General features: G+C 73.1%; 19 protein-coding genes and 1 tRNA gene. 10 read left to right on the top strand and 10 right to left on the bottom strand.

Annotated features, from left to right (window positions below; translation table 11 throughout):
- Positions 1-56 precede the first annotated feature (56 nt).
- The gene (locus ABTY56_RS27550; RefSeq protein WP_350631882.1) at positions 57-845 is read right to left on the bottom strand and encodes an SDR family NAD(P)-dependent oxidoreductase; all 789 of its coding nucleotides are present in this window, start codon (positions 843-845) and stop codon (positions 57-59) included.
- Positions 846-904: 59 nt separating this feature from the next.
- The gene (locus tag ABTY56_RS27555) at positions 905-1,723 is read right to left on the bottom strand and encodes an AfsR/SARP family transcriptional regulator (protein ID WP_350631883.1); all 819 of its coding nucleotides are present in this window, start codon (positions 1,721-1,723) and stop codon (positions 905-907) included.
- 441 nt (positions 1,724-2,164) lie between these two features.
- On the opposite strand from ABTY56_RS27555, the gene ABTY56_RS27560 reads away from it, so the two are divergent.
- Complete coding sequence (locus tag ABTY56_RS27560; protein WP_350631884.1) at positions 2,165-3,799, top strand: alpha/beta hydrolase; 1,635 nt, start codon at positions 2,165-2,167, stop codon at positions 3,797-3,799.
- A 112-nt stretch (positions 3,800-3,911) separates the two neighbouring features.
- The gene (locus ABTY56_RS27565; RefSeq protein ID WP_350631885.1) at positions 3,912-5,879 is read left to right on the top strand and encodes a glycoside hydrolase family 5 protein; all 1,968 of its coding nucleotides are present in this window, start codon (positions 3,912-3,914) and stop codon (positions 5,877-5,879) included.
- A 279-nt stretch (positions 5,880-6,158) separates the two neighbouring features.
- Here the strand turns inward: ABTY56_RS27565 and ABTY56_RS27570 are convergent, their stop codons facing one another.
- The 7 genes from ABTY56_RS27570 to ABTY56_RS27600 all read right to left on the bottom strand — a co-directional run bounded on the left by ABTY56_RS27570 (position 6,159) and on the right by ABTY56_RS27600 (position 16,191).
- Positions 6,159-6,689, bottom strand: a complete 531-nt coding sequence (locus tag ABTY56_RS27570) for a GNAT family N-acetyltransferase (protein ID WP_350631886.1) — start codon at positions 6,687-6,689, stop codon at positions 6,159-6,161.
- Positions 6,690-6,850: 161 nt separating this feature from the next.
- Positions 6,851-8,347: a phosphodiester glycosidase family protein gene (locus ABTY56_RS27575; RefSeq protein ID WP_350631887.1), complete on the bottom strand. Its 1,497-nt coding sequence runs from the start codon at positions 8,345-8,347 to the stop codon at positions 6,851-6,853.
- Between the two features lie 14 nt (positions 8,348-8,361).
- On the bottom strand, positions 8,362-9,090 hold the full coding sequence (locus ABTY56_RS27580) for a peptidase inhibitor family I36 protein (RefSeq protein ID WP_350631888.1): 729 nt from the start codon (positions 9,088-9,090) through the stop codon (positions 8,362-8,364).
- Positions 9,091-9,644: 554 nt separating this feature from the next.
- Positions 9,645-11,660 carry a VWA domain-containing protein gene (locus tag ABTY56_RS27585; RefSeq protein WP_350631889.1) on the bottom strand — a complete coding sequence of 672 codons (2,016 nt, stop codon included), beginning with the start codon at positions 11,658-11,660 and terminating at the stop codon, positions 9,645-9,647.
- The gene (locus tag ABTY56_RS27590) at positions 11,657-12,982 is read right to left on the bottom strand and encodes a hypothetical protein (protein WP_350631890.1); all 1,326 of its coding nucleotides are present in this window, start codon (positions 12,980-12,982) and stop codon (positions 11,657-11,659) included. The genes ABTY56_RS27585 and ABTY56_RS27590 overlap by 4 nt, the downstream gene beginning before the upstream one ends.
- A complete protein-coding gene (locus ABTY56_RS27595; RefSeq protein WP_350631891.1) occupies positions 12,979-14,922 on the bottom strand; it encodes a hypothetical protein in 1,944 nt (647 codons plus the stop codon). The genes ABTY56_RS27590 and ABTY56_RS27595 overlap by 4 nt, the downstream gene beginning before the upstream one ends.
- A gap of 6 nt (positions 14,923-14,928) precedes the next feature.
- Entirely contained in the window at positions 14,929-16,191 is a 1,263-nt protein-coding gene (locus ABTY56_RS27600) for a hypothetical protein (protein ID WP_350631892.1), read from the bottom strand.
- A 262-nt stretch (positions 16,192-16,453) separates the two neighbouring features.
- Between ABTY56_RS27600 and ABTY56_RS27605 the strand changes: the two genes are divergently transcribed.
- The 6 genes from ABTY56_RS27605 (at position 16,454) to ABTY56_RS27630 (ending at position 20,533) form a co-directional block, all read left to right on the top strand.
- Positions 16,454-16,527 (top strand) — tRNA-Met (locus tag ABTY56_RS27605).
- Positions 16,528-17,002: 475 nt separating this feature from the next.
- Positions 17,003-17,854: a Rossmann-fold NAD(P)-binding domain-containing protein gene (locus ABTY56_RS27610; RefSeq protein ID WP_350631893.1), complete on the top strand. Its 852-nt coding sequence runs from the start codon at positions 17,003-17,005 to the stop codon at positions 17,852-17,854.
- 83 nt (positions 17,855-17,937) lie between these two features.
- Positions 17,938-18,585 (top strand): hemerythrin domain-containing protein, encoded by a 648-nt coding sequence (locus ABTY56_RS27615; RefSeq protein ID WP_350631894.1) that lies wholly within the window; start codon positions 17,938-17,940, stop codon positions 18,583-18,585.
- Positions 18,586-18,861: 276 nt separating this feature from the next.
- Complete coding sequence (locus ABTY56_RS27620; protein ID WP_350631895.1) at positions 18,862-19,464, top strand: anthrone oxygenase family protein; 603 nt, start codon at positions 18,862-18,864, stop codon at positions 19,462-19,464.
- A gap of 323 nt (positions 19,465-19,787) precedes the next feature.
- A complete protein-coding gene (locus ABTY56_RS27625) occupies positions 19,788-20,153 on the top strand; it encodes a hypothetical protein (RefSeq protein ID WP_350631896.1) in 366 nt (121 codons plus the stop codon).
- A gap of 23 nt (positions 20,154-20,176) precedes the next feature.
- Positions 20,177-20,533: a hypothetical protein gene (locus ABTY56_RS27630; RefSeq protein ID WP_350631897.1), complete on the top strand. Its 357-nt coding sequence runs from the start codon at positions 20,177-20,179 to the stop codon at positions 20,531-20,533.
- 56 nt (positions 20,534-20,589) lie between these two features.
- Here ABTY56_RS27630 and ABTY56_RS27635 read toward each other — a convergent pair whose 3' ends face one another.
- Positions 20,590-21,897, bottom strand: coding sequence for a M64 family metallopeptidase (locus ABTY56_RS27635; protein ID WP_350631898.1), 1,308 nt, complete (start codon positions 21,895-21,897; stop codon positions 20,590-20,592).
- Positions 21,898-22,033: 136 nt separating this feature from the next.
- Here ABTY56_RS27635 and ABTY56_RS27640 point away from each other — a divergent pair, with 136 nt between their 5' ends.
- Together ABTY56_RS27640 and ABTY56_RS27645 are read left to right on the top strand one after the other, a co-directional pair.
- Positions 22,034-22,204 carry a hypothetical protein gene (locus ABTY56_RS27640; protein WP_350631899.1) on the top strand — a complete coding sequence of 57 codons (171 nt, stop codon included), beginning with the start codon at positions 22,034-22,036 and terminating at the stop codon, positions 22,202-22,204.
- 295 nt (positions 22,205-22,499) lie between these two features.
- Positions 22,500-23,693 (top strand): IS4 family transposase, encoded by a 1,194-nt coding sequence (locus tag ABTY56_RS27645; protein WP_350631901.1) that lies wholly within the window; start codon positions 22,500-22,502, stop codon positions 23,691-23,693.
- Positions 23,694-24,441: the final 748 nt, after the last annotated feature.

Here is a 24,441-nt window from a genome sequence, read left to right on the forward strand (position 1 = left end):
TCAGCGGGCACCGGAGCCCGAGTCCTTCCCGTGGGCCGGCCAGGATCGCGCCGGGGTTACTGGGTGGCGAGTCCGCCGCAGACGTTGAGCGCCTGGGCGGTGATGCTGGCGGCGGTCGGGGTGGTGAGGTAGCCGGCCAGCGAGGCGACCTCCTCGGGGGTGGTGTAGCGGCCGAGCGGGATGTGCGCCTGGAAGTGCTGGTGGATGGTCTCGGGCGTGGTGTTGTAGGCGGTCGCGTACTCGTGGTGAATGCGGGTGGTGTGCGGGGTCTGGACGTAGCCGGGGCAGATGGCGTTGACGGTGGTGCCGGTGGGTGCCAACTCCTTGGCCAGCGCCCGGGTGAAGCCGATCACGGCGTGCTTGCTCGCGGTGTACGGCGCGCCCAGGGTGACGGCCTGCTTTCCGGCGGTGGAGGCGATGTTGATGATGCGCGGGTGCGTGGTGCTGGTGATGTGGCCCTGCCGGAGGGTTTCCCGGGTGACCAGGAAGACGGCGTTCAGGTTGGTGTCGATGACGTCGTACCACAGGTCGTCGGTGGTGGTCGCGGTCGGTCCGCCGCCGGTGCGCCCGGCGTTGTTGACGAGCACGGTGATCGGGCCGTGCTCGGCGACCGCGTGCCGGATCAGCTCGGCGACCTGGGCGGGGTCGCGGACGTCGCAGGTGAGGCCGTCGGCCTGGTGGCCCTCGCCGCGCAGGGTGACCAGCGCCTGGTCGATGTGCTGGGCGGTGCGGGCGCAGATGAAGACACGGTGGCCGCGGCTGCCGAGTTCGCGGGCGATGGCCAGGCCGATGCCGCGGGTACCGCCGGTGATCAGGGCGAGGGGTTGCTCGGGTGCGGTGGTCATGACGCGTCCTGTGGGTGAGGGCTGGGAGAGGTCTGCGGGGACGGCCGTACGGACGGGGCTCAGGCCGAGTACAGGTTGTAGGTGGTCGGGTGGGCGGTGGTGGGCGTGTTGAGGGTCGGGTCGAGGGTGAGGATGGCGTGCTGCAGGTGCTGCAGGTGCGGGGAGGGCTGGATGCCGAGTTCGGTGGTCAGCCGGTGCCGCAGGTGGTGGTAGGTGGTGAGGGCGTTGGTCTGCCGGCCGGCCCGGTAGAGCGCGACCATGGCCTGGGCGTGCAGGCCCTCGTGGTGCGGGTGCTGGTGGGTCAGGTGGGTGAGTTCGGGGATCAGTTCGTTGTGCCGGCCGAGCCGCAGGTCGGTGTCGATCCGCCGCTCCAGGGTGATCAGCCGGCTCTCCTCCAGGCGCATGATCTCGATGGTGAGGATCGGTCCGGGCCGTACGTCGACCAGGGCGGGCCCGTGCCAGAGCGCGAGGGCCTGGCGGAAGTGGGTGGCGGCCTGGTGGTCGTGGCCGTGGTTGAAGGCGTGCTGGCCCTGGGTGATCAGCAGGTTGTAGGTGTGGACGTCCAGGCTGTCCGGGTGCGCGGTGAGCTGGTAGCCGCCGTGGCGGGTGGTGAGGATGTCCTTGGCGGTGGTGTGCGGGGTCGGCCCGAGGGCCTGGGTGATGCGGCGGCGCAGCTGCAGGATGTACGTCTGCATCGTGGTGAGCGCCTGTCTGGGTGGGTCGTCGCCCCAGATCTCCTCGATGAGCGTGGCGGTGGGCAGGATCCGGTTCGGGTAGAGCGCGAGCAGGGCGAGGATCTGGCGCTGCTTGGCGGCCGAGGGGACGACGGATATGCCGTTGAGGTCGGCGGTGAGGGGGCCGAGGACTCTGAGCTGCATGGCGGTTCCCCTTTCGTGCGCGGGACGGTTGTCGGTGCGCGTGACGTGTGCTCGGGAGCGGATCGGTCGGCCGGGTGGGGCGGCGGGTCGGGCAGTGGGTCGGGCAGTGGGTCGGGCAGTGGGTCGTGCTGGTGTTCGAAACCGGGGGATGGTGGGGTGGTTGCGTCGCACCTTAGTTGCGCCGGGAGGCGGGGGTCCGAATCCTCGAGTGCCCGTCGAGCGCGGTTCCGGGCGCTCTGGTGGGGGTCGCTGCTCGGGGTGCTGTCGTCGTGCTCGAACGACACGCGTGTCGGATGCCGGCCGCGGATGGTGAGTGCCCGAACGGGCAACCCCCCTACCGTGAAATAAGTCTGATGATCGGTCAGTCCCACATGGTCAAAGCTTGGCAAATTTCGGTCGCTCCTCTGGATGTGCCATTGCACATGTCACATCATGCTCCCCATGAGAAAACCCCTCGCCCTGCTCGCGGCCCTCACGGCCGTCGCCGCCCTCGGCGGAACCTCCGCCTCCGCCGCCGGACCCGACGCCACCGACCTGGCCGACACCGGTCAGGGTGCGCTGGTCTGGAGCTCCTGCAACGACGCCACCACCCCCGCGCTGCAGTGCGCGATGCTCGACGTGCCGGTGGACTACGCGGACCCGCACGGGCGGAAGATCGCCATCAAGCTGAACCGGCTCCCGGCCACCGCGCCCAAGGACAAGCAGCAGGGGCCGATCCTGCTCAACCCCGGCGGCCCCGGCGACTCCGGGCTCTGGATGCCGGTGTCCATCTCCTCCAAGCTCCCGGCGGACGTCGCCTCGACCTACGACTGGATCGGCTTCGACCCGCGCGGCACCAATGGCAGTGACCCCCATGTGGTCTGCGACGCCCACTACTTCGACGCCGAGCGCCCCGACTACCAGGTGAGCCAGGGCACGTCGAAGGCCTGGCTGAAGAAGGCGGCCGGCTACGCGGCCGACTGTGCGGCGGACTGGTCCTGGCTGCTGCCGCACATGACCACCGTCGACAACGCCCGCGACATGGACAGCATCCGCCGGGCGCTCGGCGTCCCGAAGATCAACTTCTACGGTGGCTCCTGGGGCACCTCGCTGGGCTCCACCTACGGCCAGCTGTTCCCCTCGCACGTGCGCCGGATGGTGCTGGACAGCATCGTCGGACCGACCATCAGCTGGTACGACCACAACATCCTGCAGGACAAGGAACACCAGCGCCGCTTCGAGGCCTTCGCGGCCTGGACCGCCAAGGCCGACTCCATGTACCACCTGGGCACCGACGCCGCCGCGGTCGAACAGGCGTACAACCAGGTCGAGGACGCGCTGCGCAAGGAGCCGGTGGACGCCGCCCCCGCCCCCGGCCGGATCGGCCCCGCCGAGTTCGAGGACACCTTCTACGGCGGCGGCTACAACTTCCTGCGCTGGCCCCGGATGGCCACCGTGCTCTCCGCCTACCTCACCCAGCACGACACCCGCCCGCTGGCCATCGCGTACAACCGGTACGCGGCACCGGGCGCCGACGACGGTGCCTTCCCGGCCTACAACGCGGCGCAGTGCACCGAGAACGCCTGGCCGCGCGACTGGGAGGTCTGGAAGAAGGACCAGGCGAAGGTGAACGCCGCCGCGCCCTTCTACACCTACAACAACATGTGGTACAACGCCGCCTGCATGTTCTGGCCGTACCAGGGCAGCCCGGCGGGCCGGCTGAAGATCACCGGCAAGGGCCTGCCGCCGGTCCTGCTCTTCCAAGCCACCGAGGACGCCGCCACGCCGTACGAGGGCGGGCTCGCCATGCACGACGCGCTGCCCGGCTCCAAGCTGGTCGTCCAGAACGGCGGCAGCTTCCACGAGATCCTCTTCCACGGCAACGCCTGCCTGGACGACACCTTCACCGCCTACCTGCGCGACGGCAGCCTGCCGCAGGGCAAGGGGCGGATCGCCAAGACCTGTGCGCCCGAGGCCGATCCGGACCCGGTGTACGTGACGCCGCCCCCGGCCGCCGCCAAGGCCGCGCCCGCGACCGCCCCCGCGACCGGGCTCGCGCCGACCGACCCGGAGGCCGTGCACGGCGTCCTGCGGTAGCGACACCGAAGCCGGGTGGCCCGTTCGACGGCGGGCTACCCGGCAGTCACATCCGCGGCGTATGGTCGGTCCCCGTCAATTCCCTGCCACCCTCACCTCATCCGGGACGACCATGAAGAGACTCGGAACGCGCCTGCTCGCCGTGGCCGCGTGCCTGCCCCTGCTCGCCGCGGTGCCCGCGGGCGCCGCCGTCGCGGCGCCGGAAGCCCGGGCCGGGGCCCGGGCCGGAGCCCAAACCGGGGCCCAGAGCGGCGTTCGGACCGGCATTCAGACCGGCGCCGAACTGGCCGCGTCCTGGACCGGACCGCTCAGCACCCGCGGGCGCTACATCGTGGACGCGAACGGCGACCGCTTCAAACTGAAGTCCGCCAACTGGGCCGGGGCCCAGGGCACCTGGGAGGGCAGCGGGAGCACCGACGACCCGGCGAACAACCAGGCCGGGCAGGTCTCGCACAACATCCCGCTCGGCCTGGACCGGGTGCCGCTGGCGCGACTCATGGCCGACTTCCACGGCCTCGGCCTCAACAGCATCCGGCTGCCGTTCGCGAACGCGATGGTCCACGACACCACCGCCGTACCGGACTCCGCCGTCGCCGCCAACCCGCAGCTGCGCGGCCGCACCCCGCTGCAGGTGTACGACGCCGTGGTGGCCGCGCTCACCGCCGACGGCTTCGCGGTCGTCCTCAACAACCACACCACCAGCTACCGCTTCTGCTGCGGCCTGGACGGCAACGAGCGCTGGAACAGCGGGCAGTCGACCCAGGCCTGGGAGGACGACTGGCTGTTCATGGTGAACCGCTACCGCGCGAACAAGCGGGTGGTGGGCGCCGACCTGCGCAACGAGGTCCGCCGCGACACCTGGGACGACCCCAACTGGGGCATGGGCGACGCCCACGACGAGTACGCCGCCTTCGAGGAGGCCGGCAACCGGATCCTGCAGGCCGACCCGGACATGCTCGTCATCATGGAGGGCATCAACTGGTACGGCATCCCCGCCGCGATCTTCAGCCACGGGCGCCCGATGCTCACCCCGGTCCGCAACCTCTCCAACACCCTGATCGACTCGGGCAAGTTGGTGTACTCCGCGCACTTCTACGCCTACACCGGCCCGGCCAACACCGGCGCGGGCAGCGGCCCCGGCGCGACCGGAGACCCCCGCTACCAGGACTTCACCCCCGAGCAGCTGGCCCAGGTCGTCGACGACGAGGCGCTGTTCGTCACCCAGGGCGGGCAGCACTTCACCGCCCCGGTGTGGATCAGCGAGTTCGGCGCGGGCGGACGCGGCTCCACCGACGCCAAGGAACAGACCTGGCTGCACACCTTCACCGACCTGCTGGCCGCCCGTGACACCGACTTCGCCATCTGGCCGCTCGTCGGCTGGGCCGACACCGCCGGCCGACCGCTCGACTCCTGGGCGCTGCTCTCCTACGACCCGGCGGGCAAGCGGCTCGGCCTGACCGACCCCGGCGACTGGCGGGCCGCCGACTGGACCAAGCTGGTCGGCGCTCCGGCACTGACCGGCCCGGTGGCGCCGGTGAACCACTGGAACATGCTCGACCTCGACCACGGCGACCAGAACGTCTCCCGCCGGATGGCCGGGGTGGACTGGAGCAGCGGCAACCGCAAGGGCAACTGCCCGGACGGCCAGCGCCTGGTCGCCCTCGGCCGCAGCGACAGCCGGGGCCTGTGCACCGACGCCGGCGAGCCCGCGACGGGCACCGGCGACTGGATCACCGTCACCGACGAACGGTACGTCACCGGCGGCGACTGGGCGTCCGGCTACAACAAGCTCCAGTGCCCCGACCGCACCTTCGCCGTCGGCTACAGCGTGCACAGCGACGCCATGTCCGCCCTGCTGTGCGCACCCGCGGCCGGCCCGCTGCCCACCGGCGGCCGCAACGTCTGGTTCGACCACGGCGACAACCGCCCCACCACCGGCGGCTCGGTCGCGAGCGACTGGGCGCCGGGCCACTACAAGGGCCAGTGCGCGGACAACGAGTACGTCGCCGGAGTCGCCTACACCTGGAAGTGGCTGCACTACGGCGTGCCGGACGCGCTGCTCTGCCGCCCCCTCGCCTGAGCACCCACCGCCCGTCCGCGGGATCCCGGCCGGTGCCGGCCCGAGGCGTACGCGCCCCGGGCCGGCACCGCCCCGGCCGGGCGGTGGACGGGCGACCGACGGTCGGGTGAGCGTCGGCTCAACCGGCCGTGGGCGGCGGCACCGGCAGCCCGCGAAGCCGCGTCAGCACCCGTTGCTCGCAGGCCGCCCGAGCCTCGCCGTCCGGGCCCCGGTACCGCTTCACCACGACCCGGCCGTCACCCGTCGTGCTGTTCGTGTACCCGTGCCGCATCGGCCGGTTCAACCCCGCCACTCCTCGGCAAGCAGCCCGAGCACCACCTGGTCAACGAACTCCCCGCACGCCCACGCCGAGCCGCGCAGCCGCCCCTCCACGGTGAAGCCGGCCCGGGTCGCGGCCTTGATCATCGGCGTGTTGTCCGCGAGCGTCTCCGCCTGCAGCCGGTGCAGGCCGAGCACCACGAAGCCGTACCGGCACAGCACCCGTACGGTGTCCGTCGCGAACCCTCGGCCGCGGTGGCCCGGCCGCAGGGCGAGGCCCACGTGGGCGCTGCGGTTGTGGGCGTCGATGCCCCACAGGAGGGCCTCGCCGGCCAGCTCCCCGGAGGCCGTGTCGACCACGGAGAAGCAGGCCGCCTCGTCGGACGGCCCGGTGACGGCGTACGGCGACTGCGCCGATCCCGGCGGGAGGGGCCGCCAGGGGCGGGAGTCGGCCCGCGAGCGGGTCGCCACGTCGTCGTGGAGTTCGGTCTGGAGCACCGGGACGTCGGCCTCGTGCCGGGCCCGGAGGGTGATGTGAGCGCCCTGTAGCATGTCACATTGCTAACATCGCCACCCGGTCCGTCGCCACCGCTTTTCCACGGACCCCGCCCGGTGTGCCCCGACCCGAGCGCGTGCCCCGACCCGAGCGGCCCCCGCTCCCGGTGTGGCCGGGAGCGGGGGCCGAAGCGCGCCGGTGCGAGGGTCGGGCCGGCCTACTTGGCGAGGCCGTAGCCGCCGACGCCGGCGTAGACCGTGTCGGCGACGTGACGCGGGGAGGGATCGGGGGTGGTGGTGACGGGCGGTTCGTTGCCGTTCTGGTCGCGCAGGTTGAGGGTGGTCGAGCCGCCGCCGTCCAGGTTGACGGCGTCGACCAGGTTGAGCGCCTTGAGCAGCCGGGCCAACTCGCTGCGGGTGGCGCCGTTGGCGAGGGGTGCCGGGCCGCCCTTCTGCCCCTCGACGGTGACGAAGAAGAGGTGGCCGAAGCCGTCCGCCCCGCCCGCGGTGCGCCAGGCCCGCGCGGTGTCGTCGGCCGGCTGGTAGACGACCGAGGCGTCGCGGAGCAGGACGTCGCCGACGGGGGTCGCGTACAGCGCCGGGTCGATCGGCCGCTCCACGGCGCCGGCCGGGGCGCGGCCGAACCAGGTGTCGGCGACGGTGTCGCCGAAGCGGGTGTCGGTGATCACCGTGTGCAGGGTGACCGGCTTGCCGGCGCAGGCGTTGTTCCAGAGCCAGGTCGCGCCGTCGCCGGTGCCCTCCAGGGCTCGCCCGCCGGGCGGCACGTCGTGGCCGCCGCGCGGGGCGTCGGAGACGATGCCGCCGGGGGTGGCGCCGGGGCGGAAGCAGGCGGTGACCACGCCCGCCGAACTGAACAGCACCTCGACGCCCGGGTCGTCGTCGGTGGTGGTGTCGGTCTGCCTGAGCACGTCGGGAGCCGGCGTCCGCGCCCCGAACTCGGGGGTGAACTCGACGATCTCCGACGGGTCGAAGCAGACGCCGCCGACGACCGTCACGTCCGTGTTGGCGGGGTCGGTGTTGCGCAGGCAGTGGCCGGCCCGGCCGGGGAGCCGGTTGACGCCGTCGACCTTGCGGCTGACGGTGGCGTCGTCGGAGAGCTGCACGGTGAGCTTGGTGCCGAGCTCGGTGATGTACGGGCGGCCGTTCTGCAGCATCAGGACGGAGTTGGCCGGGCGCAGCCCGACGGCCTTGCCGGTGGCGGTGTCGTAGACGTAGCGGCCTCCGCCGGCCTCGCTGAGCAGCCGCCCGTTCTTCATCGAGGTGCCGCCGAGGTCGCCGAAGTAGATCCGCTCGGCCTGGTCCAGGACCACGCCGTCGTCGAAGTAGCCGCCGTTGACCCCGAGGTAGGGGCGCCGGCTGGACACCCCGGTGGTCTGCTCCAGCATCTCCTGGACGGTCTGCGTGGTGTACATGCCCTGGCCGATCGAGCCGTCGAAGGTGATCGGCGCCCGGCTTGGGTCGATGTCCGTGACGTTGACCGTCCACGTCCGGTCGGCGTCCTGGTAGACGGTGCGGGTGATCCCGGGGAACGGCGTGGTGGCGGAGGCCTGGGCGAGGGTGATGCCGCCGAGGACGATGTCGGTGTCCGCCGCGCCGGCCAGGCCGCTGCCCGGGACGGCGAGGACGGAGGCGGCCAGTGCGAGGGCGGTGGCGGTCCGGATCGCGGCGGAGCGCCGCACGGGGGTGTGCTTCATGAGGGGCTCCCGGGTCAGCAGAAGTCGGTGGCGGGGCGGCCGTTGGCGGCGACGACCAGACGGTCGGAGCTGAGCGTTCCGGCGTACGGCGCGGGGACGAAGGTGCTGTCGCCGCTGAGCACGACGAACGCCCGGTAGGTGGAGCCGTTGGCGTTCCAGGTGCCGGTGAGCCCGCCGTCCGGGTAGAAGCAGGCGTGCTTGGCGGTGTGGTTGAAGACGGAGACCGTCCGGTCGTTCCACTCGGCGCCGTAGTCGCGGACCTCGTCGTCGGTGAAGGAGGTCATCGCGCCGCGGCCGCTCTCCTCCGCGAACAGGCAGAGCCGCCCGGTCTCGCAGCGCTCGTAGCCGGTGAAGCAGCCGGCCTTGGACTTGGCGCCCTTGAAGGAGGTGACCTTGCCGTCCAGGTGGGTGCCGAGCTCGGCGAGGGTGGCCTGGCCGCCGGGGCGGACGGCCTGGACGGTGCCGCCGTAGGCGGCGTCGGCGTAGAGGCAGGCCCAGTAGGGGGACTGGTTGTCCACCGAGCGGGCCCGGTCGTTCCAGGCGGGGTCGACGCCCTGGACGGGGACCCGGGGGTCGTTGGCGAGTTCGGCGCCCTGGCCGCCGTCCTGGTCGTAGAGACAGAAGCCGCCGACGGCGCAGTGGCTGGTCCAGCTCGCGGCGGTGGCCCGGGTACCGGGCAGGACGGCGATCACGAGCGCCACGAGCAGCAGGCCCATGACGACGCGCGGAAGGTGTCGCCTCACGGCGGAGTTCTCCTTCGGTGGACGTGGGAGGACACCGATTCCGGCCTTCGGAGAGGCTCACGGAACGGCGGATTCCATCGGGAAGCGGCCGGAATGGGAGACATCCAGCCCGGTCGGGCGTCGGATCCGTACGCGAACCCCCCGGTGCGTCGTCGTGTGCGCCCCGTGAAGGCCGTTTCCCCGGCGCCAGGTCAGAATTGTAAGGGCGTCAGCCCGCCGACCGGCGCCGACGCCCGGCCCGGGTGGCTGTCCCAAGGCTGTCTCACGGTCCTGACCTGCTGTCATGTCGACAGTCAAGGGGCTGAAGTGGAGACGGTGAAGCGCCCCTCGACGTGCGCTCCGGCAGCCCGGGGCCCGGATCCCCGCCCTCCCGGCCCGGGCGCCGATTCGAATACGACGAGCCGGCAGCCGTTTCGAGACGACGAATTGGCGCCATGTCAGGAAATCGACCGGGATGCGTCCCGCACTCTGCCCGGGAACGGAATTCGCGGCGGGCGGGACCGGCGAGGAAACGCGAACACGAACGGTCGCCCGTCGCGATTCGCCGTGTCCGATCAGTCCGACAGCTGGACCACCCGCACCACCGGCGCCGCCGTCGCGGCCGCAGCGTCGGCGGGTGGCACGAGCGGCGCGGGCTCGACCGGAGGGGCGGTGACCAGGATGCGGTAGGCGTCCGCGAGCACCCCCGCCAGATTGCCCAACAGGCCCAGCTGGAGCCGGTGCCAGCCCTCCGCGTCGTCCTCCGCCACCGCGTACTTCCCGGTGTGCTTGAGGATCACCTCGCCGACCTCGCGGTTCTGTTCCGGGGTGCGGCGGCGCGCCTCCGCGTCGTGCAGGAAGAAGTTCCGCAGCCCGTGCACCTCGCCGAGCCGCACGCCCCAGAAGGCGTCCGCGAGTTCGGGCAGGTCGAGCTCGGTGCGGTCGCGCCTGCGGCTGCGCAGCTGCTCGTGCAGCCGCTCGTCGAAGACCTTGTACGCCACCGCCAGCCAGGCCGTGAACTCGGCGTGGCCGGTGGCCAGCAGGTGCAGCCGCGGGATGTCGGCCACCGAGGTGCGGAACAGCGGGTAGCCGAGCCGGGTGGCGGAGGCCGAGCACACCTCGGCGTACATCCGCAGCAACTCCTCCACCTCGTGCTCCCACCGGCGGCGCTGCTCGCTGCCCACCACCCGCGCCTGAGCCCGCGCCGCGGCGCCGTCCGGCGCGGCCAGCACCGCCGGATCCAGCTGCAGCGCCGGCAGCCGGCCCGCCGCCGGCCGGCCCACCACCCGGACGATGCCGCTGCCCAGCTCCCGGAAGTACTCGTCCAGGACGTCCATGCCACCGATCCGGTGCCGGTCGCCGCCGGCCACCTCCACCAGCCGGCCCAGCAACTCGTGGTTGGGGACGAGGTTCTCCGGCGGCTCGCGCAGGGTGGGGTCCTTCCGGCGCAGCTGCTCCCACCAGCGGCCGAACAGGCCCGGGTCGCTGATGCCGACGGCGTGCAGGCGGATGCCCAGGCCGGCGTGCAGGTCCTCCATCAGCGAGACCGGGTCCTCGGTGCCGGCCACCGACTCGCCGCTGCGCTCCTCGCTCATCGGGGCCCAGTGGGCGCCGTCGCTCACCAGGACGATCAGCCGCTCGTTGCCGGGCACGCCGTGCCGGTGCAGCAGCTCGGCGGCCTTGTGCAGGGCGCGGCCGATGTCCGTCCCCTGGTTGTCGTGCTTCAGCAGGGTCACCGCGCCGCGCAGCTGCTCCAGGGCGCGGTCACCGGGGCCGGTGGTGACCTCGGCCATGCCGTCGCGGTCCGGGAACAGCGTCCGGGTGGACAGGTCGAAGCGGACCAGCGCGAAACGGGTGACCAGGCCGTCCACCCCGGCCCGGGCGTCGATCATGGCGCGCAGCGCCAGCTTCAGCGCCTCCATCCGGGTGATGGTGCTCGCGCTGCTCCACAGCGAGGTGATCCGGTGCGCAGACTCCCGCCGGTCCGGGATGTCGTTCACGCCCATCGAGCCGCTGCAGTCGGCGAGGACGACGACGTCCACCCCGCTGCGCCCGCTGGGGGCGAAGACACTGAGCCGGGTGGTCGGGCCGAGGGCGAGCAGGCCGTCGACCGGGCGCCCCTCGGGGTCGGTGGCCGAGCGCACCCGGTAGGGCAGGCCGTCCACGTCGATCCAGGCGTCCTGGCCGGCGTCGGCGCCGTACTGGAACACGTGGCCGCTGAGCAGTGGTGAGCGCTGCACGGCGAGGACGGCCGAGTCCAGCGACAGCGCCTCCGGGGACTCCAGTTCGACGGCGGCCGCGACCGTCGCCGTGGCCGGCGCCAACTGCCAGTCGGCGGTGGCGAGCCGGAGCTCCCCGGCCAGTGCCTCGGGGGCCACCACGACGTCGGCCGGCAGCCCGGGCACCGGGACGAGGCGCACGGCGACCGCCCGGGCACCGGCCCCCGCGACCAGCCGGGCCGGGGTGTCCGAGGCCAGCCGCTCGGCGGGGACGGCCAGCCGGTTGCCGTCCACCAGGCCGGGACCGGCGGCCGTGACCAGCCGGGTGTCCCACGCGCCGAAGATGCTGCCGCCGCGGCCGAGGAGAGTCATTCCCGCTCCAGTTGGATGTCGATGCCGAGCCGCTGCTTGAGCTCGTTGACGTGCGCGCGTTTGGTGCCGAAGAAGCGGCCGCGCAGTTCGGACGGAACCCGGACGTAGAGGATCCGGCTGCGGCTGCGGTAGTCCGAGAATGTGACCGCCTCCGCCATCTCGAACTTGCCGGAGGCGCGCAGGAGTTCCACCAGGCGGGCGAAGTGGGCCCGGCCCTCCTCGTGGCCCTCCCGGAAGCGGCGGACGTCCTCGCGGCGCGACGCCTCGTGCTGGCCCAGCAGCCGCAGCGCCGTCTCGGTGAGGCGCGAGCCGCCCGCCTGGCCGGGGCGCGGGATCCGCCGTTCGAGGCCGGCGAACAGCGCGTCCAGCGCCCCCATGTCGAGGACGGTGCCCCGGGTGTTGATGAAGATGTGCCGGACGACGGAGAGCCGGGGCAGGAAGGCCTGCCGGCGGCGCCCGTCCGCCGCGGACTGGACGTGGTGGCGGACATGGTGCCGGGCGCGGACGGCCGTCCCGGCCAGGACCAGGTCGACCAGCTCCTCCGGCGTGGCGGAGCGCAGCTCCCGGTGGTGCTGCCGGCACAGCGCCAGGCCCCGGCTGTACGGGCCGTAGATCTGCCAGCGCGTGCTGTGCTCGGCGCACATCCGGCTGCCGCAGGCGTCGTCGGTGCCGAGCCGGGCGAGCGTCCGGTGCTCGCAGCGGATGAGCGCGGTGGCCGGGCAGCCGGGCTGCTCGCAGCTGGGGAAGCGCTCGCCGTAGCAGTCCCCGCAGTAGGCGAGGGACGGGTCGTTCGGGTGGCGCACCAGGTGGTCGGCGCACCAGGCCCGGCCGGCCCGGCAGCGCGGGCCACCGCACCACGCGCGGGCCGGCGCCCCGCAGCGGCACTGCGGCACGTGGCGCGGGCAGGAGGCTCGCAGGCTGCCGTCCAGGAGCACCACGTGCGCGTCGCAGACCCGCCCCGGCCGGCTGCCCTCCCCGCAGCCGGGGCAGCTGAACGGCGCGTAGGTCTCGGTGCCCGTGGTGCGGCAGGTGTCGCAGGCGTAACGGACCTGCGGGGGTTCGAGGACGCCCCGGACCTCGAACGCGGTGGCGGCGGTGAGCGGCCGCGGCGCCGCGAGGGGGTCGAGGAACCAGACGCCGACGCGGCCCGCCTCGCCGAAGTCCAGCACGACGCGGGCGCCCTGCCGGGGATCGAGGGTCAGGACGGTCGGTTCGACCTGCGCCCACAGGGCGACGAAGCCCTCGGCCGTGCCGGGCACGTCGCGGTAGTCGCGCAGGTCGAGCAGTACGGGGACCGGCCGGGTGGCGGACGGGTTCGTCATCGGGCGGGCTCCTCGGCGGGTACCACCAGCAGGACCTCCACGGTGCCCCGGCGCTCGTCGGCCTTCGCGGTGTAGGTGAGATCGGTGAGCAGCACGGTGCGCAGGCCGTGCGGCGCGGGGCCCAGCTCGCGCAGCCGGGCCCGCACCAGCGGCCGGTCCGCCGCCGGGACGTCCCAGTGGAGCAGGGCGGCGCCCTGCTCGGTGGCCCCGCGGACGGCCTTGGCGAGCTTCTGGTCGTCCCAGGCGTTCGGCGGGGCGTCCAGCCGGACCCGCAGGGCGGCCTCGGGCCGCAGCAGCCGGCGCAGCGCCTTGCCCTGGTCACGGTCGCGGCCGTGCAGGGCGCGGGTCAGGTCGAGGGCGGCGGGGCCCGAGCGGCAGTACGAGCGCAGGGCGGCCAGGGCCTGCGCCGCGTCCACGCCGGGACGGGCCAGCTCGTTCAGCAGCTGCTCGTCGGAGGGCCCGCGGCGGCGGGGCGGCCGGGCGGGGGCAGTCCCGTTCGGTCGACGGCGGTCACGCTCGCGCTCGCGGTCACGCTCGGGGGCGCCGGTCGGGCGGGTGCTGTCGGTACGGTCGCCGGTGGTGCGCGAAGCGGCCGAGGAGGAGACCGCCGATGGCGAGGCGGCGGCCGGGGCGGGGATGGTTAGCTGCTCGGCCAGCCAGACCCGGGCCGCCGCCGAACTCCCGGCCGCGATGGCCGAGTTGGCGGCCGCGACGTGGTCGTGGGTGAGCCAGCCGGGCCGTCCCAGGCCGTCGGCCAGCTGCTCGGCCCCGAGCAGGCGCGGATCGTGTTGGCGCCACCGGGCGAGCAGGTCGTTCTCGTTGCGGACGAAGCCCGTGCCGCCGCTGCCGGCGGACAGCTCCAGACCGGTGAAGAGCTGGCCCAGCTCGTCCGCCGTGGCATCCAACTGGCGGAAACACGGCAGGAGTTCACGCAGCAGCGCGGAGGCGGCGCGGGCCGCCGGGACAGTCCGGGGCGGAACGTCCGGGGCCCGCCCGCCGGCGCGGCCGCCGCGCCGGTTGCCCTGCTGCTCCACCTCGAACCCGGCGGCCAGGCCGTGCGCCACGGCCCGGGCCCGGTTGCGCTCCACCAGGGGCTGCGGCACGGCCCCGATCCGGCGGCCGGTGCGGGCCAGTTCGCGCGCCCGCATCGCCAGGGCCTGGACGACCAGCGCGTGCGCCATCGCCGAGGACACCGACACCTGCCCGTCGACCAGCCGGAGGGTGACGTCCCCCGCCGCGTCGAACTCGGCCTCGCCGAGCGGGTTCACGTCCATCGCCTCCAGCCGGGCCAGCCGCTCCTCCTGCCGCAGGGCCGTGCGCACCCGGTCGAGGTGCTGCGGGGCGAAGGAGGCGACGTACCGGGTGGTCACCTGGTCGGTGGCCCGGGACAGCCGGGCCGAGCCCCCGCTCGGCACCCCCTCGGCGCCGTACAGCTGCCGCCCGGTCAGCGCGATCAGGGTGGGGGAGTGCTCGCGCAGCAGGTTGCAGAGCAGCTCGCGCTGCACCTCGTCGACCACCTCCAGCGAGTGCAGGTCCGCCAGCAGGACGGCCGGGGTGCCGCCGGCCGCACCGGGCGCACCGGCCGCACCGGCCGACGCGCCCGGGTGCCAGCCGCTCGGCACCAGCAGGGCGCCGCTCGCGCGCAGTCCGCCCGCGACCGCCGCCACCGCCTCGGCGAGCACGGCGGCCACCGCGGCCCGCGCGGGCGGGTCGTGGAGCCAGACCCGGCCGGTGTCGAACCAGAGCCCGCCGGGCGTTCGGGAGGAGGCGCGCAGGACGGGCGGCTGCCCGGTGGGCAGCGCGGGCAGCCGCGGCGGGCGGGTGACCAGCGCCGCCACCAGCTGCGCCGGGGCCGGCCCGCCGCCGGACGGGCGGACCACCGCGTACCCCTTGGCCAGCCGCTGGCGCAGCGGACCGGAACGGTAGAGCGCGACGAGCACGGCAGATCAGTCCTCCCAGATCCGGGGATCGTCGATGGCCCGCTCCCGGCGTCGCGCCTCACCGGCGGCCAGCCCGCGCAGCGGCGGCAGCAGGGCGAACGCCAGGGCCGCCACGACCAGCGCGACCAGCGTGCAGACCAGCAGGTTCAGCGGGGACGGGTCCCCCCACAGCGCGCCGGCCGCGTACACCAGGCCGAACGGCAGCCCGACTGCCGAGATCAGGCCCAGGGCGAGCGCGCCGCGCCGGGAGCGCGCCGTCTCCACGTACCGCGCGGCGTCGGCCAGCGCGGTGCCGGTGCCGGCCAGCAGCTCCGGCAGCCGGTGCTGCTCCTGGAAGCGCTCCAGCAGCTCGTTGGCCTTGGCGCGGGTGGTGATGTGCGAGGACCAGAGCGCCCGGCGCAGCTCGATCGCCCGCCGCTCCAGCGCCAGCAGGCGGTGCCCGTCGGCCTCGTGGGCGTGCAGCCCGGCGACCGCGTTGGCGAGCTGGTTGAGCCCGAGCACCTGGAGGCGCCCGAGCAGGAAGGTGTCCAGGTAGATCGTCCGGACCAGGGTGGCCGCGCCGGCGTGGAACACCGCGCCGCCGCCCGGGTCCGGCGAGGTGCCGACGAAGGCGGCGCCGTCGCGCAGGACCAGCGCCTGCCAGTCGGCCGAGAACCGCACCCGGCCGGCGAACAGCGCGTGATCCTCCGGGTCCGGCGGGAAGCGCTCCAGCGGGGTGGCGGAGGCGAGCAGCCAGAGCCACTGGTCCCGGGCGCCCCACGGGGAGTACGGGGCCGGCATCACCTCGGGCGGTGCACCGTCGGTGAAGGTGACGTGGCACAGCGTCCACGGCCGGCGGGCGGGCTGCGCCGGACGGGCCCCGGGCGGCAGCGCGGCGAAGTGGAGGTGTCCGCTGCGGGAGGGGTCGGCGAGGAGCGGCAGGTCGGCCAGCGGATCGGCGGACAGCCGTACGTGCAGGACGGCGAGGCCGTGCCGCTCGGCCGCGGGGCCCAGCACGGCGGGCAGTCGGAGGAGCTCGACCGCCTCGACGGCCGGGCCCGGCCCCTTCTCGTCGATGGCGCGGTGCCACCGGGCGGGCCGCTGCGCCGAGCCGTACAGGGACTCGGCCACCCGCGGCTCGAAGTACGTCATCCGCCGGGCCCGGTCGGCCGCACCGTCACCCAGCGCCACCGGCAGCGGCCCCTCCGTCCAGCCCGTGAGGTCGAGCTCACCCGCCGCCCCCAGTTCGACCTCGACGACCACGAAGGCCGATCCCCGCCCCACGATCACCCGTACCTCATTCGCTTCGCCCGTCCCGGAGGGGGACCATGGTAGCGACTGACGGGTGATCAACAATGCTGCTGCACAAGGAAGATGCACTGATGTGACGGATGAGGCGCAGGTGGCGCGCCCGGGGTGGCTCCACCGCTGGCCGGTGCCGCTCGGGTGCCGCTTCGGCGTCGCTTCGGTGCCATCGTCCGGTGCCGCCGTTCGGCGCTCCGGAAAACCGATTTCGTGTTCGCCGGGTTCTCGCCTAGAGTGGTCTCACCGACGCGGGGTGGAGCAGCTCGGTAGCTCGCTGGGCTCATAACCCAGAGGTCGCAGGTTCAAATCCTGTCCCCGCTACTACCAAGGCCGGGGTCGACGCTTGATGGCGTCGGCCCCGGCTTTTGTCGTTCGGTCGTGGCGCCGTCGTGGCGCCGTCGTGCCGCCGTCCTGCCGTCCTGCCGCCCGGCCCATGGCCGCCCCCACCGGTGCGCGGCCGCTTTCCCGGATTCCCTCGTCCCGCCATTCCGTGCGAATTCCGAGGCCGTTTTCCGACGGCGGTCGAGGAGGGGTCGAGGGGAGCTGGAAAGAGCTTTCCGGGGGGCGTGGGGTGTGTTGTGGTGGGTGACCGGGGGCCGTGGCCGCAGGCAGGACGGCGACCGTGGGTGGGCGGAGCGCCGCTGGTGAGCGGTGTAGACGCTCGCGCATGGAGCTGAGAGCGGTGGCTATGGTTCGCCCGACCCGGGGGGATTTGAATGGTGCCATGACGACGAACCGATCGGCGCAGACAGCGCCCTCGGCACGTCGGACTCCTGTGATTCCTCCGTGTCTTCGAATGAGGGTGATCGTGATGGCTGGTGTGGTGGATCTTTCGGCGGACGCCGGTGTCGTGCTGGTGGTCGGTGGTACCGGCAAGACGGGTCGGCGGGTGGCGGACCGGCTGGCGGCCCTGGGGTACGGGGTGCGGGTGGGTTCGCGTTCGGGTGCGGTGCCGTTCGACTGGCATGACGAGGGGACGTGGGAGGCGGCGCTGGAGGGGGTGAGCGCGGCGTACCTGACGTATTACCCGGATCTGGCGTTCCCGGGTGCGGTGGAGGCGGTGGGGGCGTTCTCGCGGCTGGCGGCGGCGCGTGGGGTGGGGCGCCTGGTGCTGTTGTCGGGGCGTGGCGAGGAGGCGGCGGAGGCGGGGGAGAAGGCGGTGATGGAGTCGGGGGCGGCGTGGACCGTGGTGCGGTGTGCGTGGTTCAACCAGAACTTCAGTGAGTCGTTCTTCCTGGAGCCGGTGCTGGCGGGGGAGTTGGCGTTGCCGGTGGGTGGTGCGGTGGAGCCGTTCGTGGATGTGGAGGACATTGCGGACGTGGCGGTGGCGGCGTTGACGGAGGCGGGTCACGCGGGGCAGGTGTACGAGCTGACGGGGCCGCGGTTGCTGTCGTTCGCTGATGTGGCGGTGGAGTTGTCGCGGGCGGTGGGTCGTGAGGTGCGGTTCGAGGCGGTGTCGTTGGAGTCGTACCGGCGGGTGTTGGAGGAGGCGGGGTTGCCGGCGGACTTCGCGGAGCTGTTCTCGATGATCCTGGACGGTCGCAACGCGTCGTTGGGTGACGGGGTGCGGCGGGCGCTGGGTCGTGAGCCGAGGGACTTCGCGGACTACGCCCGGGAGGCCGCCGCCTCGGGCGTGTGGAACGTATGAGCCGGCTCGTCCCCGGCGGCCCCGACCGGCCGCCTCCGGGCGGGCGTTGCAAGGGACCCTGAACGGACATTGGAGGTCTGGTCATGTCGGACGGCACAACGGTCTGGTCGAGCGAGCGGGGCATCGGCACACTGCCCGGCCACATCAAGGGCTTCGGCCTGATGCACGTGGCGATGCGCCGCGACGCGGCGCGGCTGAGCGCCGCCGCCACGCGCGGCCCGTCGGGATCCACCGCGGAGCTGGCGGAGTGGTTCGGGCGGCTGCGCGCGGTGATCGACTGGCACCACCACAGCGAGGACGAGATCCTCTGGCCGTACCTGCGTGGCCGGGTGGCCGGATTCGACGGCGGCGGGGTCCTGGAGGAGGACCACGAGGCGCTGGACCGGTCGATGCGGCGGGTGGCGGGGGTGCTCGGCTCCGGGCTGCGCGCCGAACTGCCGGAGGCCGCCAAGGCGTTCGAGACCCTGGTGCGCGACCACCTCGGGCACGAGGAGCCGGTGGTGTTCCCGGCGCTGGCGGGCCTGCCGGTGGACGAGTACCTGCGGGTGGAGCGCCGGATCATCCAGAGCGCGCCGACCCCGGTGATGACCTACCTGCAGCCCTGGATGTTCGACGGCGCGGACCCGGCCGCCGTCCGCGCGGTGTCGGCGACCATCCCGGCCCCGGTGCGGCTGATCGGGCGGACGGTGCTGGAGCGACGGTACCGGCGCGGCCTGTCGGCGGTGCTCTGAGCCCGCGGTGGTCCACGGGAGGGCGCAGCGGCGTGCCGGTGCGTGGCGGGCAGCGCAGGACGCGGCCGGCAGCGCAAGACGTGGCAGGTAGCGCAGGACGCGGCAAGTAGCGCAAGGCGCGGCAAGTGGCGCAAGGCGCGGCAAGTGCCGTCCTGCGCCACGGGGTTCCGGTTGTCGCGCTTCCGTTGCGCGGCGCACCGCACGGTGGGCGGTGTCGTGTGTAGCAAGTTCGTCGGCGCCGCAGCCTGCGGGCCGGGAGAGTGAAGGGGTCCTGAGATGCGTTCGGATCAGACCGCGGTTCCGCTGTCGTACTCCGCGCCGTCGGCCATCGGAGGTGTGGGGATGGGGAGTTCGGCGCACGCCGTCGGGCAGAGCAAGGCGACCGGTCCGCTGCTGGTGGGCGCGACCATCGCGATGGGGCTGATGGCGGGGCTGTTCTTCGCCTTCGACGTGTCGGTCATGCCGGGTCTGGCGGCGAGTGACGACAAGACGTACGTGACGGCGATGCAGCACATCAACAAGTCGATCGAGAACGGGATGTTCGGCCTGGTCTTCGTCGGCGCCTTCGCGGCGACGGGTGTCGCGGCGTGGCTGCTGCACAAGGCGGGCCGTCGGCAGGCGGCGCTGTGGGCCGCGTTGGCGACGGCGCTGTACGTGGTGGCGCTGATGGTGACGATGGGCGTCAACATCCCGCTCAACAACCAGCTGGCGGCGGCCGGTGACCCGTCCCAGATCCAGGACCTCGCCTCCGTGCGGGCGCACTTCGCCGACAGCTGGGTGCCGGCCAACATGCTCCGCACCGCGCTGTGCACGGGCGGTCTGCTCGCGCTGACCCGCTCCCTGGTGCTGCACGGCCGGTTCACCCGCTCCGGCCGCTGACACCCGTCCGCACGCACCGCCTCCGGTGCCCGTCCGCCACGTGCGGACGGGCACCTGCGCGTTGCGGTCGGTTGCCGTGGTGGCTGCGGCTGCCCGGCTCTCCGGCCGCCCGGCTGCGCAGAGGGCCGGGTGCGGCAGAGGGCCGGGTGCGCCGGAGCGTGCGCCGGTGCGCCGGGTCGGTGACTACACCCAATTCGCCAGGCGAGACAGCGAGTTGGCGTCGGCGGTGGATGTGGTGGAGCATGGGCGGGCCCGGTCTGTTGCGGTGCGCTTGCGCCGCGGCCGCGGCGCCGTGCGCGCGTGCTGGGGAGGAGGCGGGTCCGATGAGTCCGGTGGATCGTCCGTTTCTGGTCCGGGGGAGGGCGGTACCCCTGGCCAGGTACCTGGCCGAGGAGGACCTCGAGGGCCTGGTGGCCTGCTCGTGCATCGGGAACGAGGTGAGCATCGACCTCGCGGACACCCGGATCCTGGTGAGCCTGGTCGACGTCGCGGACGTGGTGAGGCTCAACTTCCACATGGTGCAGGACGGTCCGGCCAAACCCCGCTCCTGGTCGCGCCGACTCCCCGCCGGCACCGCGGCGCGCGAGATCGCGGCCCGGATAGCGCTGGACGTCCGCACCCTGGAACGCGAGCTCGCGCCGCTGCGGCGCCGCCCACCGGAGGTGCCGCGGCAGCGCCGACCGGGGTGAGCGCAGGCCCGTAGAGTGGCGGCGTGGACAACGATCAACCCCGCGCGGACCACGACTGCGCCGATCAGGCCGCCGTCGAACTTCTCGACCTCTTCGCCGACGGGCGGAACGTGCTCTGGCTTCTCGACGGCTTCGGCCCGGACGACCACGTGAGCTACACCCGCGAGTTGGACCGGGAGGAGTACCTGCGGGTCCGGCCTCTCCTGGCGCTCGCCCCCGAGGTCCGGCTCGGCGACGACATCTGGATGCTGGCGGGCGACTACCGCATCCCGCCCCGCCTTCGCGAACCGCTGGCCGAGCTACTCGGCCCGCCCGGTCCGCCGGAGGGCCTGGACTACTACATCGGCGCCCGCCAGAACCTACCCGACGAGCGACCCTGACGACCAGGGCCCGACAGGGGGGAGCTGTCGGGCCCGGTACCGCCACCGCGACGGACTCAGCGCGTGACGAGCCAGGACAGGCTCGCGGTGAGGTCCGCGCGCAGCGTCGGGTCGGCCACGGCGGGGGTGGGGTCGGTGGCGACGGCGGTGAGCAGGTGCGGGCGGATGCGGGGCCCGGTCAGCTTGAGGTCGGCGAGGTCCAGCGCGGTGCGGCCGGAGAGCCGGGGCAGCTCGCGGCCGTCCAGGAACCAGCGCAGCCGGGTGCCGGGCACCGGCAGGTCGACGGTCAGGCGGTCCGCCGCGGTGAGCCAACTCCCCTCGGCGGTGGGGCTGGTGAGGGGCTTGGCGTGGCGGTAGAAGCCGGCGATCATCGCCTCGCGCCCGGGCAGGTTGAACTCCCGCCCGAGCGAGCGCATGATCGAGTTCTCGGTCGGCCGGTACAGCCCGGTCGGGTAGTAGCCGCCGCCCTCGTACGCACCGACCGTCCCGCCGTCCGGGGAGGTCTGCCCGAGCCAACGGGACCACTTGGTGCCCTGCTGCCGCATCCGGTCAGCGGTGAGTGTGCTGATGTTGGCCTCGGCCGGCTCGTCGCCCTGGTACGTCCCCTGGCCGTCGTACGCGTACTCGTCGGCGAGCTTGCCCAGCGAGTGCCCGGTCTCGTGCACCGCGATCTGCCCGGACTTGGCGTTCCCGCCCGCCACCGTGGCGATGCCCTCGTAGCCGAGCGGGGACGTGACGTCGTTGTAGCCGGCGCCGCCGTACTTGGCACTGTTGGCCACCACGAGCACCAGGTCCGCCTGCGGGGCCTTCGCCGCGTACCGCTCGACCGCCTTCTCGTCCACGCAGAGCAGCCGCTCCACGCCGTCGCACCAGAAGTACGAGCCCAGCGCGGTGTGCCGCACCGTCGCCTGGTCCGGATCCCCGGTCACCCCCGACTCCGGAGAAACCGCCGACACCGCCCAGACGTTGAACAGCCCGCGGTACGTGGCGTACGGCTCGACGGCGGTCACCTCACGCCACTTCTCGGCCGCGTCAGTGAGGAACTTCTGCTGCTCCTGCGCGGCGTACCCGTCGCCGATCACCACCACGTCCAGCTTGGTCGCCGGATCACCGCCACGCACCAACGGCGTCACATCCCCGTCGCCCCGCACCGGTGCCACACCCTGGGCCGGCGCGGCGACGAAGGGGGAGACGCTGGGGGCCTGGACGCGGGAGATGCTGCCGTCCTCGGCGAAGGCCTCCACCTGCCGGGTGGGCGGCGAGCTTCCGGCCGGCGCGGCGGAGGCCGGGGCGGAGCCCAGCAGCGCCGCAACGAGGGCAGCAGTGAACAGGGCGGTGGTGCTTCTGGCGGCGATACGGTGCACGGGCGTCGTCCTCCCCGGTGAGCGGTCAGTGGCCTGCCTCCTTCCCGTGTCCAGGACCTGACAACCACATCCCCGCCCGAGACCGCGTGAGAGATCCCGGTCGATCGCGGCCACCTGCGTGCTCCACCCTCCACGGGTGAGCGATGAGACGTTCCCCTTCGTCGGTGCATTCAGGGAACTCGGGCACGGCAGCCCGGACGGGCCCTCGCTGAGATCCGCCGTCCGCAACGACTCGACCGCTCCTCCTGTCAGCGACGCCGATTTGCTCGCGATGGAAGCCAAACTCCTCGGGGAAGCGGCGGACTGAAGGATCCGCAGCAAGCCGGCCGACCGCTGATGGGCGGTGAGCGACGACACCGCCGTGATCGAAGCGATGCCTCGTGGCAGGGCCTGTCGGCCGTGTCGTGACCAGCAGGCTGCCGGCCCTGTCCCCATGCCACGTAGCCTGAGTTGATCAAGGGATGCGTGGGCCCCGCCTGGCTGCGGGATGATCCGGTGTGCTGCTCGGCGCCACGTCAGTCGTGCGGCTGTCGCACGGCTAGGGTTGCCGCGTGGTTCAGGGATGGGTGGATTCCGGCAGGCCGGTCGCGCGGCCGGACCAGGTGGCGCTGGCGGTCCTGGTCGCGGCAGTGCCGCGGTCCAAGGTCGACGAGGCCGCGGCGGCGTGCGGGGTGGCTGAACAACCCCGGGACGGCGAGCTTCCTCCGCACATGACCGCCTATCTGACGATGGCGCTGTGCCTGTTCTCCGACGACGGCGCCGAGGAGGTCGCGCAGAAGCTCACCGGGGTGCTGGCCCAGTTCGGCGTGTGGGACGCCGCGTGGGAGCCGCCGACGTCGTCGGGGATCACTCGGGCGCGCAAGCGGCTGGGCCGCGACGTGCTGCGGGAGACGTTCTACCGGGTGGCCGAGCCGGTTGCCGCCGACGAGACCCCGGGTGCGTGGCTTCGCGACTGGCGGCTGATGGCCATCGACGGGTTCGAAGTCGACGTCCCCGACTCGGCCGAGAACGCGGCCGAGTTCGGCTACGCCGGCAACGACCGGTCCCGTTCCGCCTTTCCCAGGGCCCGGGTTGTGGCCGTCGTCGAATGCGGATCGCATGCCCTCATCGATGCCGAGGTCGGGCCGTGGAACCGGAGCGAGGAGACGATGGTGGCCGCGCTGCTGCCCTCGGTCTCGGCCGACTGGCTGCTGTTGGCCGATCGGGGCCTCTACAGCTTCGCCGCGTTCGGCGCCGCCGCCCAGACCGGGGCGGCGCTGTGCTGGCGGGCACCGACGCAGCTGTCCCTGCCGGTCCTGAAGGTCCTGCCCGACGGTACGTACCTGTCGGCCCTGGTGGATCCCGGCCTGCGCGGCCGAGAGCGGGAGGAACTGCTGCAGGCGGCGAGATCCGGCGCGAAGCCGGATCCGGCCGCAGCCCATGTCGTCCGCGTCGTCGAGTACGACGTCCCCGATCACGACGGCGGGGAACTGGTCTGCCTGATCACCACGGTCACCGATCCGGAGGCCGCGACGGCGGCCGAACTGGCGGCCGCCCACCACCGGCGGTGGGAGGAGGAGGCCGCGAACAGGCAGGTGAAGACCGTCCTGCACGGCCCGGGGAGGGTGCTGCGGTCCAAGAGCCCGGACCTGGTCCACCAGGAGATCTGGGCCCACCTGCTGGTCCGACACGCGATCAACTCCCTGATCTGCCAAGCCGCGACCGGTGCCGGCATCGACCCCGACCGGATCGGCGTCCCGAGGACCCTCAACATCGTCCGCCGCACCGCCACGGGCGCGGTGGCCTTTCCCACCTGATCGATGGGATGCGCTCAGGCCGGATGTCCCGAGGGCGCTCGCCACGCGCCGAAACTGCACCCGGCGCGCCGCCACCGAGCCTGAAGTCCGCGTCACTCGAGGCAGCTCCGCGCGCCACGTCGAGATCAACTCAAGCTTCGCGGCATCGGGCCGCGTCTTCGGTCTGACCGGCTGCGCAATCGTCTTCGCCCAGATGCGAAAGGCGGGATGCCTGAAGGCGGCACCGGGGTCGACAAGGCGCTTGGACTTCGTATTCGCTGTGCCGGCGGCCGCCTTCACGGTGGACCGCATGGCGACGCTCTGGCACGCCGGACAGAACGCCCACTGACGTCACGTCGGGAATTCCCCCTGGCCGCCGAGAGAGCGCTCGCGGGCCTGACTCTCTACCGTGTTCGAGGTGTGATCGGACTGCAAATCGATCAGCCCCGGGGGGATTGGGCAACGGATACCCGCCGCGGAGCCACTCACGCAATGTTCAACGACCGCCCGGGTGGTACACCACGGCCGATTTCAAACGCGATCTGCGGGCGTCGAGCAGACGCTGCAGCTGCAGCGCGCAATGCGACGAGCCGGGAGCACCGCCCATACAGCTGGTGGCGGTGATACCCGGCTCTTTCGCGCTTCTGTTGTGCGGTTTGTGGCTCTGTCTATTGGTTGTTGGTGAGGTGGTGGTGGAGGTTGGTGAGGGCGTGTTGGGTGGCGGTGGTGTGTTTGTAGGTGAGGTTGGTGAGTTTGTGGAGGAGTTTGG

It is taken from the genome of Kitasatospora sp. NPDC097691 (assembly GCF_040302665.1).
Taxonomy (GTDB): Bacteria; Actinomycetota; Actinomycetes; order Streptomycetales; family Streptomycetaceae; genus Kitasatospora.